This is a genomic window from Pseudomonas sp. SZ40 (genome assembly GCF_052958135.1).
Genome location: NZ_JBQWIF010000002.1, coordinates 307549 through 325929 on the forward strand (window position 1 = coordinate 307549; position 18381 = coordinate 325929).

Sequence of the window (18381 nt, forward strand, 5' to 3'; positions counted from 1 at the left end):
GTTCGCGGTAAACGACGGATTACGCCTTTGGCTAGGCTACGCGCCCCGATCCATCTACGAGTTATTTTCCGTCTTACCACGTTCGGACACTCGTACCTGCTGGACGATGGAGCTAGAACTCACCCTGCTTGAGTACCACCGGCTCGATCAACGGCGCCTGCCACAGCTGCACAAGGTAGTGATCCTCTCCATCGAGGCCATCTTCGGAGAGCGTGTCGAAACCGGAAATTGACAGCCGCACCCTATAGTTCCCTGCCGCCAGAGCGAAGCGCGCTGCATCCGGGAAATAGTCCGTGCAACCGGCGATCACCAGCGTGCCACTGCGAACCACGAGCGAGGCCTCGGCAATATGATCGAAACTCGCCGGTTCGACGGTTGGTTCCGCGTCGAGGAATTCGAGCGTCACCGAAACCTCCATATTGCGCAGCGTGCCGACGCCCACCACACCATCGGCTACCGCGAGCATCCGTTCGACGGCTTCAGTGCCCCAAGACTGGGAGAGATCACCCTCGGCCACTTCATCCTGCAGATAGAACTGGTGGTAGTCGGCGAAGAGTTTGAGGGCGTGTGAGGGCATAAGGGCTCCTGATGGGGCTTTATTGGGCGGTTAATAATCAGTAGGGCCAGAGTGATTGATTCTTGGATACGCAATCAAAGGCTATGATCCTATCAATTGGCTTCAGTCAGTCCCAGTGAGCGAAGCGAACGATTTTAGCCAGTTTTTATACTTTATTGATTAACCATGCCAGTCCGCTTTGTGGTAGCGCCCATGAACCATAGCCGAACTTTAGATAGCCGGGCTGTTTTGTAATTTGACTTGCCACGTCCTCCAAAGTGAGCGGAGCGAGCGACTTGAACCAGTTGTTAGGCGGTTCACAGCGAGCCAGCCATTATCTGCTTAAATTTACTCAGGCAGTCTTCAAATTCGTTACGGTCAAAGGTCGCTAAAGGAGGCTTGGTGGATCTTTGCCATTTTGTCGAAATACCTACTTCCAGACCACTGGATGCGCTAAAACCCCAGCGAAGCCATTGAACGGTGTCTTTAATTATTAGCTGTTCAACCACTAGGACGATGCAGTCAAAGTCCATGTCATCACTACACACTAATATTGGAACAACGGTCGAGGACTCATCCTCACTTGGTGTTATACGTGACCAAGCTAGCTTGTCTTCTTCTTCGTCTAGTAGCCAGATTTGAGCCAGCCCCAAAGAATTGGCATCTGGATAATTGAAAGTCTCGGCACACCACTTCTCGATGGGGGTTCCGTTTATTGCTATCCACGCGCAAGGGGAATTAGCAAAGCCCGCCTGATGTTTTAATGCGCTGATGTGATCCATTCCAGAGCCTAACGATTAAGCTAAGGGGCGGCGGCAGGCCGTCCCAGCGAACGAAATGAGCGATTTGAGCGCCTTGTTAGGCATAAACCACTTCGCTTGCGAGCTGCGGATATTCACCCTGCATTTCAGTAAGGCATTCTTTTAGTAGCACAGCCTCACGAGGTAGGCGTTGAGAGAACTGCGACCAGCCAAAGAACCTAACTGTGTAGGGCATTTCAACCAAGCCAGTTATGGCGTCCCAGAAAGCGTCCCAGTTAGCACCATACCAGCCCGGAAAATTCAGCGACTCCATCAGCAACGAGTGCAGTTCTTCTGCGCTAGTGATAGCTCGGAGATCAATCTCTACTAGCTGTACGCGGGACATATGTTTTTGCCTAACGTTTGGCTAAGGGGCGAGCTTTAGCCCGTCCCAGTGAGCGAAGCGAACGGTTTGAACCAATTGTTATGCATTTGCACACGGTTTATGCCTTTGTTTTTGTGATGTAAATGATTGTGCAAATAGCTGCTGCTAGGAACAAATAAGGCTCTATTAATGACGAGAGATTTAGGACTTGCTGGTTGAATTCTGTTAGGTTACACCGACCATTAGGGCATTGCATTGGGATGAACGCAATTATTGAGAATTTTGTGAGTTTTGCAATGGCGCAGAGCGTGAGAAAGACGAATGATAACAAGGCAATGGCTGAGCGCTGCCTTATTGAAAATATTAACGATGCAATGCTAAACAAAGAGAATCCAGCTGCAAGGATTAACAGCTCAGGTGCAAGCATCGTCATTGTGGTGGTGTATTCATTCATATGCATAACGTTTGGTTAAGGGGCGGGCTTTAGCCCGTCCCAGTGAGCGTAGCGAGCGGTTTGAACCACTAGTTAGGTTGCTCGCGACACAACCCGCCCAGTACCCTTGGTGCCGCCCTCCCAGACAGTGAACTCGGCACCTACGGCAAAGTATGACAAGGCCTGTTCAGGAAGCAAGAGTTGCACAACCGCATAGAAGGTTTCGCCTGGTGCAGGCTGCCCCTCAAAGGTGAGGCGAGCAGACCAGTGCTCCTTATTGATGCTAAGTACCGTGCGCCACTCGCCCGAGACTAACGGCCACTGTCTGCCGCCAACGTCGGCGGGAAGTAAATATATATCAGCGAAGAACACAGGCTGCATTATGACCTAACGTTTGGTTAAGGGGCGGGCTTTAGCCCGTCCCGAGTGAGCGAAGCGAGCGGCTTTGAACCAATTGTTAGAAGCCAGTTGCACGACTAACGACCGGCTGCCGAGCCACCATTTTTTGAAAACTGCTCTTTCAATCCAATTTTCAGCCATAACGCACCACCGGATTGGATTGTAAGTTTCTTCATTTTCTTGCTCTTCCGCATAAGTGTGGACGGCTTCTCATAGTAACCAAAGCGCCGCTTATACCAGCGCCGATCCATTTCGCTTTTGACTTTTTTGCTTAATTTCCTAAGCGCTAAATCAATTGACTCGTCGTTCTCTATTTTTACTGTCACTGGCATTTTTTTGCGTTTTATGGACTGACACCTGTCCTTCTTTGGCTTCTAACGTTTGGTTAAGGGGCGGGCTTTAGCCCGCCCCAGCGAGCGAAGCGAACGATTTGAACCACTAGTTAGGCTCATGGCTCGCCGGATTTTCTAGATACTTTAGAGCCTCGATAATAAGAGGTATTGTGTAATTCAACCACGGGATAATAGTCGTGGCGTCTTTTGGGCGCTGGTATTCACCAGCATCAAAAGCCAAGTAAATTTTTAATGAAAATCCAGAAAGAGGTTTGCGAGATAGTGTAGATAGCCGGTTCATAGCTAAATCACCCTCGGCATATGAAAGCTCCCCCATAACAAACTCTCTGGCAACGAGATGCGAATAGGCGTGGCAGAACTCAGCTTCGGGAAGCCCGGACTTAGCTAGGGCAAGCTCTGCTGATCTAGCCCATTGTTCATCGCTTATTTGAGTTTCATCGCGTTTGGTTATGAGGTGAAGCAAGTCTTTTTCCATGAGCCTAACGTTTGGTTAAGGAGCGGGCTTTAGCCCGTCCCAGTGAGCGAAGCGAACGACTTGAACCAGTTGTTAGAAGGTACATATGGAAAGCCCTTTTTTGCCCTCAAATATTTTTTCGAGCGAACGCTGAAGGTTCTCATGCTCTTGCTCATTCGCAGTGAATTCAATAACGTATTCTTCATGCCCATCAAGCAGCTTGGCAAGAGCGAAATTAATAATTGCCTTTAAATGATTGCGATGGAGTTGAAGAGTAAGGTCATCAGTTTTGTGATTTACTTGGTCGACAACCATTACTTCTATCTCATCTGAATTTGGTGCGCGCGTAAGGGAAAAACAATAATTTTGCACGCTATCAAAACAGTACATTAATGCCATGTCGTAATCAGCGTCATATGGCGATGCACTGATTGCTGCCCTGAGTTTCATGCTGACGCCTTCTAACGTTTGGTTAAGGGGCGGCGGAACGCCGTCCCGAGCGAGCGACTTGAACAATTTGTTAGCCGAGCTCTCATGTTTCGCTAGAAATAACATGGATGATTAATTCAAGCGAGTTGTCTGCCAGTAATGGTGGATCGTCTCGGCTTGAGTGAGTAAGGGAAAACAGAGCGCCCGGTTGTGTGTCAGATGGCATTGAGAAGTAGGTGTATAGGTGGTTTTTTACGGACTCTGAGTAAGTTATGTAAATCTCCGATTCTTTAATTTCTATGGTGGCGAGCTTGCCATGACACTTGGTGTGCAGCGTGGAAAACAAGCAGGTTGAGCTGCAAAGATCAAAGGATGCTGACGCGCCGTGCCTGCCTTTATGAATTGATCTAGCGACTGTATTGAGCTCAGCTGTCTTGCCGTAAAGGTGCAGTTCCTTGCTTTTTAACTCCGCAAACATGATTGCTCTCTGGCTGTGGATCTTAAGGTCTTTGGCGGCTAACAGTGATTAGATGGAGTTCTTCATTAATACGTTATGGCGGAATTCCGCATAACGTCGCTGCTTCATTTGCGATGCAGGCTGGATTTCTATAGAAAACAATAAGTTGGCATGTGGATATGCAGTGCCCCGCGTATTCGCGCGACTTGTGTCTTGTGCAGTATTTCTGCCCAGCGATGCAGCCGGCGGGGTCGGTACGGAGGTACGAAGATAGGCGAAGTGCACTGCAAGTTCCTTTTGGCAATGGTTACGCGTGCGGGTATCCACCCGCAGAGGGTTTTGACGATAAGAGGTTGCCCGGCAAACGGCAAGTGCTTGCCGAGCGATATGTTGCACGTTGCGGTACGTGCAGCATGCTGGCGGATTATGCCTTCGCCTAATACGCCCTACGTAGCTGTCAGTTGGCGTCCCAAGTGCAGTGCTTGGTGCCGTTGCTGGTGAACAGGTAGACAGTCACGTCGCCGCCCTGGCGGTGATGGGTCAGGCGCTTCGCCGGGAGAATTTCCCAGAGCCAGTCCAGGTCGGAGCCTGGGTAGCGGTCGCCGAAGGATGCTATGAATTCAGCTTTGTCGATGAAGTCTTCCCGGGAAGCGAAGCGCTCGAAGACGCAGAAACGGCCGTCGATCCGTGGCCAGACACGGTCTTGCCAGGTCGGTAGTGCCGGTGTGGCGTAGACGATGATGTCTATCTCTTCCTGCGAACCTTCCATGGCGTCATTGGTTTCGATCCCCAGTGCCTTGAGTTTGCCGGAAGCCAGGCAGGTGTCGCAGATGCAGTCGATCGTCTCGCGGCCGTAGAAGCCTCCGGCCGAGAACCACAGCCCAGGCGCACTGCACAGCGAGCAGGGCGCAGCCTCGGCGAGGCGATAGGCGAAGTTGTCGGGGTCTCTAAAGTAGGGAAAGAGCATTGGCGCGGCCTCACGACGAACAGCTGATTTCCAGATGCTTGCCCCAATCCGGCGGGCGCTGTGCGTAGCGTTCTTTGCCAGCTTGCTCCTCGAAGGGGCGGCTCAGCACCTCGTGCAGTTCTCGAACAGGGCCGTAGTCGCCCCGTTCGGCGGCGACGATGGCTTCCTGGGCGAGGTAGTTGCGTAGCACGTAGAGCGGGTTGACGGCGTGCATGCGCGCCTGGCGGGCGGCCTGATCGCTGCCTTCGCGGTCGCTGCGGGCGAGGTAGTCAGCGCCCCAGGCGTCGAAGCCCTGGAGGTCGACGAAGTCGTTGCGCACCACCTGCAGTGCATCGGCTGGTGCCTGCTCGCCGAGGTGGCGGAAGAACAGGTGGTAGTCCGTGGATTTGCCCGCTTGCATGAGTGTCAGCAGACGCTGGATCAGTTCTTCGTCGCCGTCCTCGGCCGTGGTGAAGCCCAGGCGCTTGCGCATCAGGTCGTTGTAGTGGGCCTGGTACAGCGGCAGGAACAGGTCGAGGATCGATCGCAACGTATCGACTTCCACCAACGGCGTCAGCGCCTGGGCCAGCGCCGAGAGGTTCCAGTGGGCGATGGGCACTTGGTTGCTGAAGCTGTAGCGGCCGGTGTCGTCGGAGTGGTTGCAGATGTGCTGGGCATCGAAATCGTCGAGGAAGGCGTAGGGGCCGAAGTCGAAGGTGATGCCGAGAATCGACATGTTGTCGGTGTTCATTACGCCATGGCAGAAACCATAAGCCTGCCAGCGGGCGATCAGCTCGGCGTTGCGCTCCAGCACGGTACGCAGCAGCGCTTCGTAGGGCTGCGGTTGCTCCAGGCACTGCGGGTAATGGCAGGCCAGCACGTGGTCGGCGAGTTGCCTGAGCTGGTCGTGCTGGCGGGTGTAATAGAAATACTCGAAGCTGCCAAAGCGAATATGGCTCTGCGCCAGGCGCACCAGCATGGCCGCGGTTTCCTGCTTCTCGCGCCACACCGGCGTGCTCGAACCGGTGACGCACAGCGCACGCGAGCTGGGGATGCCGAGTGCATGCAGGGCTTCGCTGGCGAGGAATTCGCGGATCGAGCTGCGCAGCACGGCGCGGCCGTCGCCCATGCGCGAGTAGGGCGTCAGGCCGGCGCCCTTGAGGTGCAGATCCCAGTGCTCGCCCGCGTGGTTGAGCACTTCGCCCAGCAGCAGGCCGCGGCCGTCGCCCAAGCGCGGGCTGTAGCCGCCGAACTGGTGGCCGGAGTAGACCATGGCCCGCGGCTCGGCGTCGCTCCACAGCTGGTTGCCGGAGAACAGTTCGGCGAACACCTCGCGCTGCGCTTCCTGCGGGTCGAGGTCGAGCAGCGCCATGGCGCTTTCGCTGACCACCACCAGGCGTGGCTCGGCGATGGGCTCTGGCAGCACATGGGTGGAAAAGGCGTCACCCAGCCCGGCGAAACGGTTTTCGAAGGTCAGGGTGTCGAGGGTTTTCACGGTTTGGCCTCGCCATTCTTCTCGACGCTCGCCAACTGTTCGTCGTCGAGCTTGAGGGTGTCATGGGGCGCAGCGGCGCGGCTGAGCACGATATCCATCTTCGGTGTGCCGGAGAGGTTGATGTTGTTGCTGGCGAAGAGTTGGTCGATGCGCCGGTTGAGCTCGTCGGTGGCGGCGCCACGGTCGCCCAGTTCCTTGACGTAGAACTTCAGCTCGTGGGTCAGGCCGCCCGGTGCATAGACGCTCAGTTGAGCGGTCGGCGCCGGGTCGCGCATCACCCGCGAGTTTTCCTGGGCAGCCTGCAGCAGCAGGGTGCGCACCTTTTCCAGGTCGTCGCCGCGGTTGACCACGAAGGTCAGCACGATGCGCGTCACCGTGTCGGTCAGCGTCCAGTTGATCAACTGGCTGGTGACGAAGGTCTTGTTCGGCACGATCACTTCCTTGCGATCGCTGTCGATGATGTGCGTGGCGCGGATATGGATGCGCTTCACCGTGCCGGTCACGCCGCCGATGGTCACCAGGTCGCCGATACGCACCGGGCGCTCGAACAGGATGATCAGGCCGGAAATGAAGTTGGCGAAGATCTCCTGCATGCCGAAACCGATCCCCACCGACAAGGCGGCGACCAGCCATTGCAGCTTGTTCCAGCTCACCCCCAGCGTCGATAGGGTGACCACGATGCCGGTACCGAAAATCACGTAGGACAGCAGCGTGGTGGTGGCATAGGCGCTGCCCTGGGCGAGGCGCAGGCGCGACAGCACCAGCACTTCCAGCAAGCCAGGCAGGTTGCGCCCCAAGGCCATGGTGATGGCGGCGATGATCAGTGCATACAGGACGTCGAGCAGACTGATCGGGATCAACGAGGCGGCGCTGCCAACCACGGTGCTGCTGTTGTATTCGTAGAGGGTGATGTTGTCGAGGTAGGCGAACACCGAGATCAGATCGGCCCAGACCCAGTACATCGCCGCGATGAAGGTGCCGAGCAGGGTCAGGCGGATCAGTCGCATGGACTGCTGGTTGACCTGCTCGATGTCCAGAGTCGGTGCCTCCAGCTGGATTTCCGTACCTTCGCTGTCCTCGGTGGTCTGTGCTTCACGCTTGGCCGTGGCGCGCTGGTAGGCCAGGCGTCTGGCGGCGACGGACAGGCCGCGAACGAATACCGCCTCCACGATCAGCCAGATGAGCAGCAGGTACAGCGTGTCGATCAGCCGGTCGCTGAGCTTCAGAGCGGTGTAGTAGTAGCCGAAGCACACCGCCAGGAACAGGCCCAGCGGCAGCATGCTGAACAGCACGCCGATGAACATGCGGAAGGACGAGGCGTTCTCCCGGGCCGGGCCGCGCAACAGCAGTTTTTGCAGCAGCCAGATCATCAGGCCATAGCAGGTCAGCACCACGGCGATGCCGATGACGTCATCGGACAGGCTCGAGGGCTGGTGTTCGGCCACGGTGACCACCGCCACCAGCGCCATGACCACCACGCCCAGCCAGCGGATCTGCCGGTGCAGGTAGGCGACGTGGGAGCGCGCCCAGTGGAAGTGCAGTTCGGCTACGCCACCCGGGGTGAAAATGCGGTACACGGTGTAGAACACCAGCCACGCCTGGGCCATGCCCAGGAACGCCGAACCGAGGTTGACGTTGAGCCCGCGGGCATCCATCTGCAGGGCGAAGCCGCACAGCGCCAGGAACAGTGTGCCGGGCAACGCCAGTAGCACGTTGAGGAAAATCGCCACTGGCGTATGCAACTGGCTGTCACGCCTGAAGTGACCGATATCCTTGTGCAGATCGGTGAGTTTCTGGCTCAGGTAGCGGCGCTTGTACAGCAGCAGGCCCATCACCAGCAGCAGCGGCAGGAACAGCAGCGGCCGTTCGATCAGGCCGGCACCGAGCTGGCTCAGGTTGTCGAGCCAGGGCAGGTCGGCGATCTGCCGTTGCAATTGGGTGGGGACGTTCTTGAACCAGTCGAGGTTGAGCGGGTTGTTGCTGGGGATCCAGAACATCTGCTCGTCGAGGGTGGCGCGCAGCGACGTAGCGGTATCCTGCAGTTGTTTCTGGTTGAGCTGCAGGGTGATCGACTCGTTGAGCAGTGCATTGAGTTCGCGGTTCAGGCGGTCATGCAGAACGCGGCGGGTGTCGATCAGATCCAGCAGGGAGGCGCGCAGCTCCGGTGTCACGCTTTCCGGCGGCTGGGTCGCCAGCTGTTTGTCCACGTAAGCACCGGGATTGGAAATCTGCTCGCGTTGCTGGTTGAGTTCGAACTGATAGAGACGGATATCGGCGATTTCGTCGGCCAATCCGGAGTCGAGCTTGAGCTTGGGCAGCGCCTGTTTCTGTTTGTAGAGAATCTTCGACAGCAGCAGGCTGCCCTGCAGCACGCTGATCTGCTCGTCGAGGGCCTGATCGGTCTGGTTCAGGGTGTCGAGCTGTTGCTGGGTGCGCAGGTTGAGCTGGGTCAGCTCGTTGAGCCGGTCGGTGCCACGCAGCAGGTAGTCGGAGAGTTTCACGTTGAGCGCGCTTTCCCGCGACAGCAGGGTGTCGGAGCCGCCCACCTTCTGGGCCTCCATGGACTGCTCGGCAACGGTGCGTTCGGACTGGTCGCGACGCTTTTCGTTGATCAGCGTCTGCAGATCCTGCAGTTCGACGTCGAGGCGCTTGATCTGCTCGTCGAGGAGGTCGCGTTGAGCGCTGCCCAGATCCTGCAGCACGCTGTTGCCGGCCATTTCCTGACGACGCAATTGGGTCTGTGCGGCAAGCTGAGCCAGTTCGGCCTTGAGCTGATTGCTGCGCTCGCTGGTCAGCGGCTTGCCGTCTTCGCGACCATTCTTCAGCAGGGTGTTGATCTGCTGGGTACGCGTCTGGTTGCTGCTGATCTCCGCCTGAGCCCGCTCCGGGCGTGTCTGGGCGGTGATGATCAGGGTATTGGCATCGTTGATCTGCTTCTGCCAATCACTCAACTGTGCGCTGCGCTGGCTGAGGATCTGCTCCAGCTGGGCAACGCTGCTGGCAGCGTAGCGCTGGGCCACGGGCACCACTTTGGTTGCCTTGAGCTTTTCCAGTTCACGGTGAGCGTCCTGGGTCTGGCGGGGCGCTTGCGCCAGTTGCTTGTCCAGGGCGACCAGCTTCTGCTGGCTTTCCGTCTGGGCATTGAGCGACGCCAGGGTCTTTTCCAGCGTCTGGCGCACCAGCGACTGTTCCGGCTCCACCAATTTGCGGTCGGCGAGGGTATCCAGACTGCGCTGCACGTCGGCGCTGGTGGGGTTGGCATCGGCCCAGACGGGCGATTGGGCCAGGCACAGGCCCAGCAGGGAAACGGCAAGGAAACGACGGAATGAGAGCATGGCCATGATCGCGGGGGTGGAGTCCTGCTGAGTCTACAGACTGGTGGAGAGTCCCGCGCGGCGATCTGTCAGAACCGGTTCACGATCTGCTGCGCGCCGGCCCTGTCGTGTTCGGGCGGGGCTGTGGCGGGCGAGATCCTGGCGGTTTCAGAACGACAGACCGGGTCCCGGGCGGGCGCCTTCGGGGAATCTGACGCCGACCTTGCGGATCTTGTTCCCGTCCATCTCCGCGACCGTCCAGGTCAGGCCCTGCCATTCGACCTGATCGCCTACCACCGAGCCGCCACCGACTTGCTGGGCGATGAAGCGGCCCAGCTGCAGCGAGTTGTCCAGGCCCTCGGTAGACAAGCCGTAGAGTGCCGCGATCGCGCCTAGCTGGGCATCGCCTTCGAGGACGAAATCACCGAAGAAGCGCAGGTCCAGGCCGCGCTGCGGCGCCTGGCTGAACAGTTTGCCGAGGGCCGGCAGGTCGTGTTCATGGCCGATCACGCAGAGCATGTCGCCGGCTTCCAGCACGGTACTGCCGGAGGGATGCAGCAACTGGTGGTTGCGGAACAGAGCGGCGACGCGGGTTTCTTCTGGCATCTTCAGGTCGCGCAGGTGCGCACCGATGCACCACTTCTCGGCGCCCAGGCGGTAGACGAACAGCTCCCACTGGCTGGTCGGGTGCACTTCCAGGCCCGCACGGGAAATCGGTGCCGGATCCGGCGGCACCGTGACCTTCAACAGCTTGGCCACCCACGGCAGGCTGGCGCCCTGCAGCAGCAGCGAGACCAGCACGATGAAGAATGCCAGGTTGAAATACAGCTGCGCGTTGGGCAAACCGGCCATCATCGGGAATACGGCGAGAATGATCGGCACCGCACCGCGCAGGCCGACCCAGGCGATGAACACCTTCTCCTTGCTATGGAAGGCACGGAACGGAATCAGGCCGACCATTACCGACAGTGGCCGCGCGAACAGAATCATCCACAGCGCCAGGCCCAGAGCGGGCAGGGCGATGGGCAGCAGATCGTGCGGGGTGACCAGCAGCCCGAGCACCAGGAACATGCCGATCTGTGCCAGCCAGGCCATGCCATCGAGCATGTGCAGGATGCCGTGGCGAGAACGAATCGGTCGGTTGCCCAGTACCAGGCCGCACAGGTACACGGCCAGAAAACCGCTGCCATGCAGGGTGTTGGTCAGTGCGAAGACCAGCAGGCCGCCGCTGACCACCAGCAGCGGATACAGGCCGTGGGCCAACTCCAGGCGATTGATTATTTTCAGCAGCAGCCAGCCGCCGCCCAGGCCGAGCACCGCACCGATGCCGAACTCCTGCAGCAGATGGCCGAGGAAACTCAGGTGGAATTCGCCCTGGCCCTTGGCGAGCATGTCGATCAACGTCACGGTGAGGAACACCGCCATCGGATCGTTGCTGCCGGATTCGATTTCCAGGGTCGCGCTGACCCGCTCGTTGAGGCCCTTGCCACCGAGCAGCGAGAACACCGCCGCGGCGTCCGTGGAGCCGACGATGGCGCCGATCAGCAGGCCCTGCATCAGGCTCAGGTCGAACAGCCAGGCGGCGGCCATGCCGGTCAGCCCGGTGGTGATCAGCACGCCGACCGTGGCCAGCGACAACGCTGGCCACAAGGCCACCCGGAAGCTGCCGACACGGGTGCGCACGCCGCCGTCGAGCAGGATGACGGCCAGGGCCAGGTTGCCCACCAGATAAGCGGTCGGGTAATTGTTGAAGATGATGCCGCCACCATCGACACCCGCCACCATGCCGACAGCGAGGATGATGACCAGGATCGGGATGCCGAGACGCGAGGACAGCGAGCTGACCATGATGCTCGCACCCACCATCAGGGCGCCGACCAGAAGCAGGCTGTTGATCGTACTGGCATCCAAGGCGGCGTGACTCCCGGGTCATGAGGCGAGCCCGATTCTAGCCTGCGCGTTGGCGCCGCTGTCAAAAATAGTTACAACTCAATGGTGTATGGCATTTATCTGCGTGAAACCGCAGCGTTAAGTGCGGCGCGGCGTATCGGCCGTCGAGCGCGACGGCGTGCAGACAGGGGCGTTGCAGCGGCACTGGTGCAGTGCCGTGCTTGCCGGTTCAGCGAACGGTGAGGGTGATGTCGATGCGCTTGAGCCAGTCGGCTTCGCTTTCGAAGTCAGCTTGGGTCAGCGGATTGGCGGCCAGCCAGCCATCGGGGAACTGAATCGCCAGGCTGGTGGGCCCGGCTTTCAGGCGCACGGTCGGCATGTTCTGGCTGCCACGGATGTGGTGGAACAGGATGGCGAAGCGCAGCAGCACGCAGAGGCGTACCAGCTTCACGCCTTCCTCACCGAACTCGGTGAGTTTGTCCTTGGGAATGTTGCGGCGGTGGCCGCGCACCAGCAGGGCGAGCATCTGCTGATCCTGGCGGGAGAAACCGGACAGGTCCGAGTGCTCGATCAGGTAGGCGCCATGCTTGTGGTACTGGTAATGGGCGATATCCAGGCCGACCTCATGGACCTTGGCTGCCCAGCTGAGCAACTCGCGATGCCAGTCGTCGGTCAGCTCCCAATCCTTCGCCACCTTGTCCAGGGCAGACAGCGCCTTGGCTTCGACGCGGGCGGCCTGCTCCTGATCGACGTGATAGCGCTCCATGAACGCCGACAGCGTGCGCTCGCGGACGTCCTCATGCTGGTGGCGGCCGAGCAGGTCATACAGCACGCCTTCGCGCAGGGCGCCTTCGGAGTGGCTCATGCGGTTCAGCTCGCAGGCATCGAAGATCGCTTCGAGAATCGCCAGCCCGGCGGGGAAAATGGGCCGACGATCCGGCTTGAGGCCGTCCAGATCGAGACGTTCGACATCGCCGCACTTGAAGACCTTGCGCTTGAGCCAGGCCAGGCCCTCGGCGGTCACCTCACCGTTGCTGCTCAGCCCCGCGGACTGGATAGCCAGGCCGATGGCCTTGATGGTGCCCGAAGCGCCAACCGCATCCTGCCAGCCAAGGCGGGTCAGGCCGTGTTCGATACCCATTATCTCAAGGCGTGCCGCGGTGTATGCCTGGGCATAACGGGCAGGGGTGATCTTGCCGTCCTTGAAATAGCGCTGCGTATAGCTCACGCAGCCCATCTGCAGGCTTTCGCGCAGCAGCGGTTCGAAGCGTTGGCCGATGATGAATTCGGTACTGCCGCCGCCGATGTCGGCGACCAGACGCTTGCCGGGCGTGTCGGCAATGCTGTGCGACACGCCGAGGTAGATCAACCGGGCCTCTTCACGCCCGGAAATGACTTCCACCTGGTGGCCCAGCAGGGCTTCCGCGCGGCGAATGAACTCGGCGCGGTTGCGGGCTTCACGCAGGGCGTTGGTGCCGACGATGCGCACCGCGCCCTGGGGCAGGCTGTTGGTCAGCTGGGCGAAACGACTCAGGCAGTCGAGGCCGCGTTGCATGGCTTCCTCGCTGAGCTGGCGATGTTCGTCGATACCCGCTGCCAACTGCACCTTGTCGCCGAGCCGTTCGAGAATGCGTATTTCGCCATGATCGGCCTTGGCCAATACCATGTGGAAGCTGTTGGAGCCCAGGTCGATGGCGGCGACCAGGGGAAAGGACTCGGCATGGGAGTGCGGCATGATCAGTCAATCTCGAGGCAGAACCCCGTCATCGTGACACGATAGAACGCTCGCGCCAACGCATACTGCCGTTGCAGGTATGCCGATTCAGGCCTGTTGACCGCCTTGCTGAAGGGCACGGCGCCGTCTGCAGGGCGCGCGGCCTATCGCCGGCATCGATAGCCGATATAGTTACGCTCAATGGCAGGCGCCTTCCTGTGTCAGACCAGCCGGGCTATGATGGGCGCCACTTTTATCGTTATAGCCTGCGAACACGGAGACTTCCCATGAGTGAATTCATCACCAACGTCAGCGATGCCAGCTTTGACCAGGACGTCATCCAGGCAGAAGGCCCGGTACTGGTCGATTACTGGGCTGAGTGGTGCGGCCCGTGCAAGATGATTGCACCGGTTCTGGACGAGATTTCCAAGGAATACCAGGGCAAGCTGAAGATCTGCAAACTGAACATCGACGAAAACCAGGACACCCCGCCGAAGTACGGCGTGCGTGGCATCCCGACTCTGATGCTGTTCAAGAACGGCAGTGTCGAAGCTACCAAGGTCGGCGCCCTGTCGAAGTCGCAGCTGGCGGCTTTCATCGACGCCAACCTGTAAGCTCGTCCGAAAAGCCCCGTAGACAACGGGGCTTTTTTCTGGCTAAAGGCTAGACGCATTCGTAAAGCCGATGTTACATTCGGGTCCGTTGCTTTTCCTAAGTGACCCCCTGCACGCCGCTGCCGACGCATTCCTAATCGAACATTCGACAATAAAGCGGGCGCCTGTCGCCTATCTGCGCTGCGGCCTCTCAAGCTCAATGCTTACCATCCCCTCCTTATACGATTACGTCATTCCTATATGAATCTGACTGAACTCAAGCAAAAGCCGATTACCGAACTGCTCGAATTGGCCGAACAGATGGGCATAGAAAATATGGCCCGTTCGCGCAAGCAGGACGTGATTTTCTCCCTGCTGAAAAAGCACGCGAAAAGCGGCGAGGAAATCTCCGGTGATGGCGTGCTGGAGATTCTCCAGGACGGCTTCGGTTTCCTCCGCTCTGCAGACGCTTCCTATCTCGCCGGCCCAGACGATATCTACGTCTCGCCGAGCCAGATCCGTCGCTTCAACTTGCGCACCGGTGACACCATCGTTGGCAAGATCCGCCCTCCGAAGGAAGGCGAGCGTTATTTCGCTCTGCTCAAGGTCGACACGATCAACTTCGATCGTCCCGAGAACGCGAAAAACAAGATTCTGTTCGAAAACCTGACCCCGCTGTTCCCCAACAAGCGCCTGACCATGGAAGCCGGCAACGGCTCCACCGAGGACATCACCGGCCGTGTGATCGACCTCTGCGCGCCGATTGGCAAGGGCCAGCGTGGCTTGATCGTCGCACCGCCGAAAGCCGGTAAGACCATCATGCTGCAGAACATCGCCGCGAACATTGCGCGTAACAATCCCGAGTGCCACCTGATCGTTCTGCTGATCGACGAGCGCCCGGAAGAAGTGACCGAAATGCAGCGCACCGTGCGTGGTGAAGTGGTTGCGTCGACCTTCGACGAGCCGCCGACCCGCCACGTCCAGGTCGCCGAGATGGTGATCGAGAAGGCCAAGCGCCTGGTCGAGCACAAGAAGGATGTGGTCATCCTGCTCGACTCCATCACCCGTCTGGCACGTGCCTACAACACCGTGATCCCGAGCTCCGGCAAGGTGCTGACCGGTGGTGTCGACGCCCACGCTCTCGAGAAGCCGAAGCGCTTCTTCGGTGCCGCGCGTAACATCGAGGAAGGCGGTTCGCTGACCATCATCGCTACCGCGCTGGTCGAGACCGGCTCGAAGATGGACGAAGTGATCTACGAGGAATTCAAGGGTACCGGCAACATGGAACTGCCCCTGGACCGTCGTATCGCCGAGAAGCGTGTGTTCCCGGCCATCAACATCAACCGCGCCGGTACCCGTCGCGAAGAGTTGCTGACCGCCGAAGACGAGCTGCAGCGCATGTGGATTCTGCGCAAGCTGCTGCACCCGATGGACGAGATCGCCGCCATCGAGTTCCTGATCGACAAGCTCAAGGCCACCAAAACCAACGACGAGTTCTTCATGTCCATGAAGCGCAAGTAACGTCTGGTGGCATGACAAAGCCGGGGAAACCCGGCTTTCGTCTGTCTGTAGTATCGCTATTCTTCTGCAATACCGACTTCGGCGCTAAACTTTGCGCCCCGAATCGAGAGGCTCCAGCATGCAGTATCGCGACCTGCGCGACTTTATCCGCGGCCTGGAACAGCGCGGCGAGCTCAAGCGCATTCAGGCGCCGGTGTCGCCAATCCTGGAAATGACCGAGATTTGTGACCGTACCCTGCGCAAGGGCGGCCCGGCATTGCTGTTCGAGAACCCCACTGGCCATAACGTGCCGGTACTCGGCAACCTGTTTGGCACGCCGAAGCGCGTGGCGCTGGGGATGGGCGCGGAAGAGGTGTCGGAGCTGCGCGAGATCGGCAAGCTGCTGGCGTTCCTCAAGGAACCCGAGCCGCCGAAGGGGCTCAAGGATGCCTGGAGCAAGCTGCCGATCTTCAAGAAGGTCATCAGCATGGCGCCCAAGGTGCTCAAGGATGCGCCCTGCCACGAGGTGATCGAAGAAGGCGACGACGTCGACCTTTCCAAGCTGCCGATCCAGCATTGCTGGCCGGGTGACGTGGCGCCGCTGATCACCTGGGGGCTGACGATCACCAAGGGGCCGAACAAGGAGCGCCAGAACCTCGGTATCTACCGCCAGCAGGTCATTGGCCGCAACAAGGTGATCATGCGCTGGCTCAGCCATCGGGGTGGTGCCTTGGACTACCGCGAGTGGTGCGAGAAGCATCCGGGCAAGCCCTATCCGGTGTGCGTGGCCCTGGGGGCTGACCCGGCGACCATTCTCGGCGCCGTGACACCCGTGCCCGATACCCTGTCCGAATACGCCTTCGCAGGTCTGCTGCGTGGCCATCGCACCGAGCTGGTCAAGGCCATCGGCAATGATTTGCAGGTGCCGGCCAGTGCCGAAATCGTCCTCGAAGGCGTTATCCATCCGGGCGAGACCGCGCCAGAGGGGCCTTACGGCGATCACACCGGCTACTACAACGAGGTCGACACCTTCCCGGTGTTCACCATCGAGCGCATCACCCGCCGTCGTGATCCGATCTACCACTCGACTTACACCGGCCGGCCGCCGGATGAGCCGGCGATTCTCGGCGTGGCGCTGAACGAAGTGTTCGTGCCGATTCTGCAGAAGCAGTTTCCCGAGATCACTGACTTCTATCTGCCGCCAGAAGGCTGTTCCTACCGCATGGCTGTGGTGACCATGAAGAAGCAGTACCCCGGCCATGCCAAGCGCGTGATGCTCGGTGTGTGGTCGTTCCTGCGACAGTTCATGTACACCAAGTTCGTTATCGTCACCGACGACGACATCAACGCCCGGGACTGGAACGACGTGATCTGGGCCATTACCACGCGCATGGACCCCAAGCGCGACACGGTGATGATCGAGAACACGCCGATCGATTACCTGGATTTCGCTTCGCCGATTTCCGGCCTGGGTTCGAAGATGGGCCTCGATGCCACCCACAAGTGGCCGGGCGAGACCAATCGCGAGTGGGGGCGGGCGATCGTCAAGGACGAGGCGGTCACGCGCCGGGTCGATGAAATCTGGAGCCAGTTGGGAATCGATTGATGAAGGTCACCCTGCAACCCTCCGGCGCGGTGCTCGATGTCGACGCCGGCGAACGCATCCTCGACGCCGCTCGACGCCTCGGCTACACCTGTCCGCAAAGCTGTCGCAATGGTAATTGCCATGTCTGCGTGGCGCTGCTGGTGGAAGGGCGCGTGCGTCAGGACGGCGCCGAGCTCGATCACGGCGAGTTGTACACCTGTATCGCCGAACCCCTGGAAGACTGCGTGCTGCACTGGGATGGCGTGCTCGCGCCTGGTGAGCTCGCGGTGCGCAGCCTGGGCTGCCAGGTGCTGGCATGCATCGACGCGGGCGGCGACGTCTGGCGCGTGCGCCTGCGAGCACCGGCCGGCAAGCCGCCGCGCTACCACGCCGGCCAGTACCTGCTGATCGAGCGTCAGGACGGCGAGAAATCGGCCTTTTCCCTGGCGTCGGCGCCTCAGGAAGGTCGTGATCTGGAGCTGCATATCCTGGGCCGCGAAGCGAGTGCCCTGAACCTCTTGCAGCAACTGCGCGAGCAGGGTGTGGCACGGGTGCAATTGCCGTTCGGCGACGCCCACCTGGCTGAATTGCCGGACGGGCCGCTGGTGCTGATCGCCGCAGGCACCGGCATGGCACAGATGCACAGCCTCATCGAGGAGTGCCGCTCGCGCGGCTTCGAGCACCCGGTGCACCTTTACTGGGGCGCGCGGCGGCCGGAGGATTTCTACAGCTTGCCGCACTGGGAAGAATGGCAGGCACTGCCCAATCTGTTCTTGCACCAGGTGGTCAGCGATCAGTGTGGCTGGGCTGGGCGTTGCGGCCTGCTGCACGAAGCGATACGCGAGGATTTCGACGACCTTGGCGCATTGCATGTCTATGCCAGCGGCTCGCCGAACATGGTCTATGCCACGCTGGATGCGCTGGTAGAAGCGGGCATGGACGCCCACCAGATGCGCGCCGACGTATTCGCCTACGCCCCACGCTAATCTTGCGCTTGCCGGGTAGCCGGGCGTAGAGCGCAGCGAAACCCAGGGAGCGACTTTCTTCGCGGCATGGAAACAGGCTCGAAGAACGCTCCCCGCACATCGCTGCGCTCGGTGGCGGCTGCGGTCAGGCCTCGTAGGCCGGGTAGGGCGCA

General features: G+C 59.6%; 15 protein-coding genes. 4 read left to right on the top strand and 11 right to left on the bottom strand.

The annotated features are described in order from the left end of the window. Positions 1-112 precede the first annotated feature (112 nt). The 11 genes from ACT9T4_RS03360 to ppx form a co-directional block, all read right to left on the bottom strand. Positions 113-577: a hypothetical protein gene (locus tag ACT9T4_RS03360; protein ID WP_179539726.1), complete on the bottom strand. Its 465-nt coding sequence runs from the start codon at positions 575-577 to the stop codon at positions 113-115. 296 nt (positions 578-873) lie between these two features. Beyond that, positions 874-1338: a hypothetical protein gene (locus tag ACT9T4_RS03365; protein WP_499115496.1), complete on the bottom strand. Its 465-nt coding sequence runs from the start codon at positions 1336-1338 to the stop codon at positions 874-876. A 76-nt stretch (positions 1339-1414) separates the two neighbouring features. After that, positions 1415-1702 carry a barstar family protein gene (locus tag ACT9T4_RS03370; RefSeq protein WP_179539728.1) on the bottom strand — a complete coding sequence of 96 codons (288 nt, stop codon included), beginning with the start codon at positions 1700-1702 and terminating at the stop codon, positions 1415-1417. 888 nt (positions 1703-2590) lie between these two features. Beyond that, positions 2591-2845, bottom strand: a complete 255-nt coding sequence (gene rpsU, locus ACT9T4_RS03375) for a 30S ribosomal protein S21 (protein ID WP_499115499.1) — start codon at positions 2843-2845, stop codon at positions 2591-2593. A gap of 106 nt (positions 2846-2951) precedes the next feature. Beyond that, complete coding sequence (locus ACT9T4_RS03380; RefSeq protein ID WP_499115501.1) at positions 2952-3341, bottom strand: hypothetical protein; 390 nt, start codon at positions 3339-3341, stop codon at positions 2952-2954. A gap of 72 nt (positions 3342-3413) precedes the next feature. Next, a complete protein-coding gene (locus ACT9T4_RS03385) occupies positions 3414-3770 on the bottom strand; it encodes a hypothetical protein (RefSeq protein ID WP_179539731.1) in 357 nt (118 codons plus the stop codon). Between the two features lie 893 nt (positions 3771-4663). Further along, positions 4664-5173 (bottom strand): CbrC family protein, encoded by a 510-nt coding sequence (locus ACT9T4_RS03390; RefSeq protein ID WP_042552295.1) that lies wholly within the window; start codon positions 5171-5173, stop codon positions 4664-4666. A 10-nt stretch (positions 5174-5183) separates the two neighbouring features. Next, complete coding sequence (selO, locus tag ACT9T4_RS03395) at positions 5184-6647, bottom strand: protein adenylyltransferase SelO (RefSeq protein ID WP_499115504.1); 1464 nt, start codon at positions 6645-6647, stop codon at positions 5184-5186. Continuing rightward, positions 6644-9982 carry a mechanosensitive channel MscK gene (gene mscK, locus ACT9T4_RS03400; protein ID WP_042552337.1) on the bottom strand — a complete coding sequence of 1113 codons (3339 nt, stop codon included), beginning with the start codon at positions 9980-9982 and terminating at the stop codon, positions 6644-6646. Before mscK ends, selO begins: the two co-directional genes overlap by 4 nt. A 147-nt stretch (positions 9983-10129) precedes the next feature. After that, positions 10130-11872, bottom strand: coding sequence for a potassium/proton antiporter (locus ACT9T4_RS03405; RefSeq protein WP_042552297.1), 1743 nt, complete (start codon positions 11870-11872; stop codon positions 10130-10132). A 208-nt stretch (positions 11873-12080) separates the two neighbouring features. Beyond that, positions 12081-13586: an exopolyphosphatase gene (gene ppx, locus ACT9T4_RS03410; RefSeq protein ID WP_042552298.1), complete on the bottom strand. Its 1506-nt coding sequence runs from the start codon at positions 13584-13586 to the stop codon at positions 12081-12083. A gap of 266 nt (positions 13587-13852) precedes the next feature. Here ppx and trxA point away from each other — a divergent pair, with 266 nt between their 5' ends. From trxA to ACT9T4_RS03430, 4 genes are all read left to right on the top strand, one after another. After that, a complete protein-coding gene (gene trxA, locus ACT9T4_RS03415; RefSeq protein ID WP_042552299.1) occupies positions 13853-14179 on the top strand; it encodes a thioredoxin TrxA in 327 nt (108 codons plus the stop codon). A gap of 240 nt (positions 14180-14419) precedes the next feature. Beyond that, positions 14420-15679 carry a transcription termination factor Rho gene (gene rho, locus ACT9T4_RS03420; protein ID WP_042552300.1) on the top strand — a complete coding sequence of 420 codons (1260 nt, stop codon included), beginning with the start codon at positions 14420-14422 and terminating at the stop codon, positions 15677-15679. A 118-nt stretch (positions 15680-15797) separates the two neighbouring features. After that, a complete protein-coding gene (gene ubiD, locus ACT9T4_RS03425) occupies positions 15798-17264 on the top strand; it encodes a 4-hydroxy-3-polyprenylbenzoate decarboxylase (RefSeq protein WP_179539734.1) in 1467 nt (488 codons plus the stop codon). Continuing rightward, positions 17264-18229, top strand: coding sequence for a CDP-6-deoxy-delta-3,4-glucoseen reductase (locus ACT9T4_RS03430; protein ID WP_179539735.1), 966 nt, complete (start codon positions 17264-17266; stop codon positions 18227-18229). Before ubiD ends, ACT9T4_RS03430 begins: the two co-directional genes overlap by 1 nt. The last annotated feature ends 152 nt before the right edge of the window (positions 18230-18381 follow it).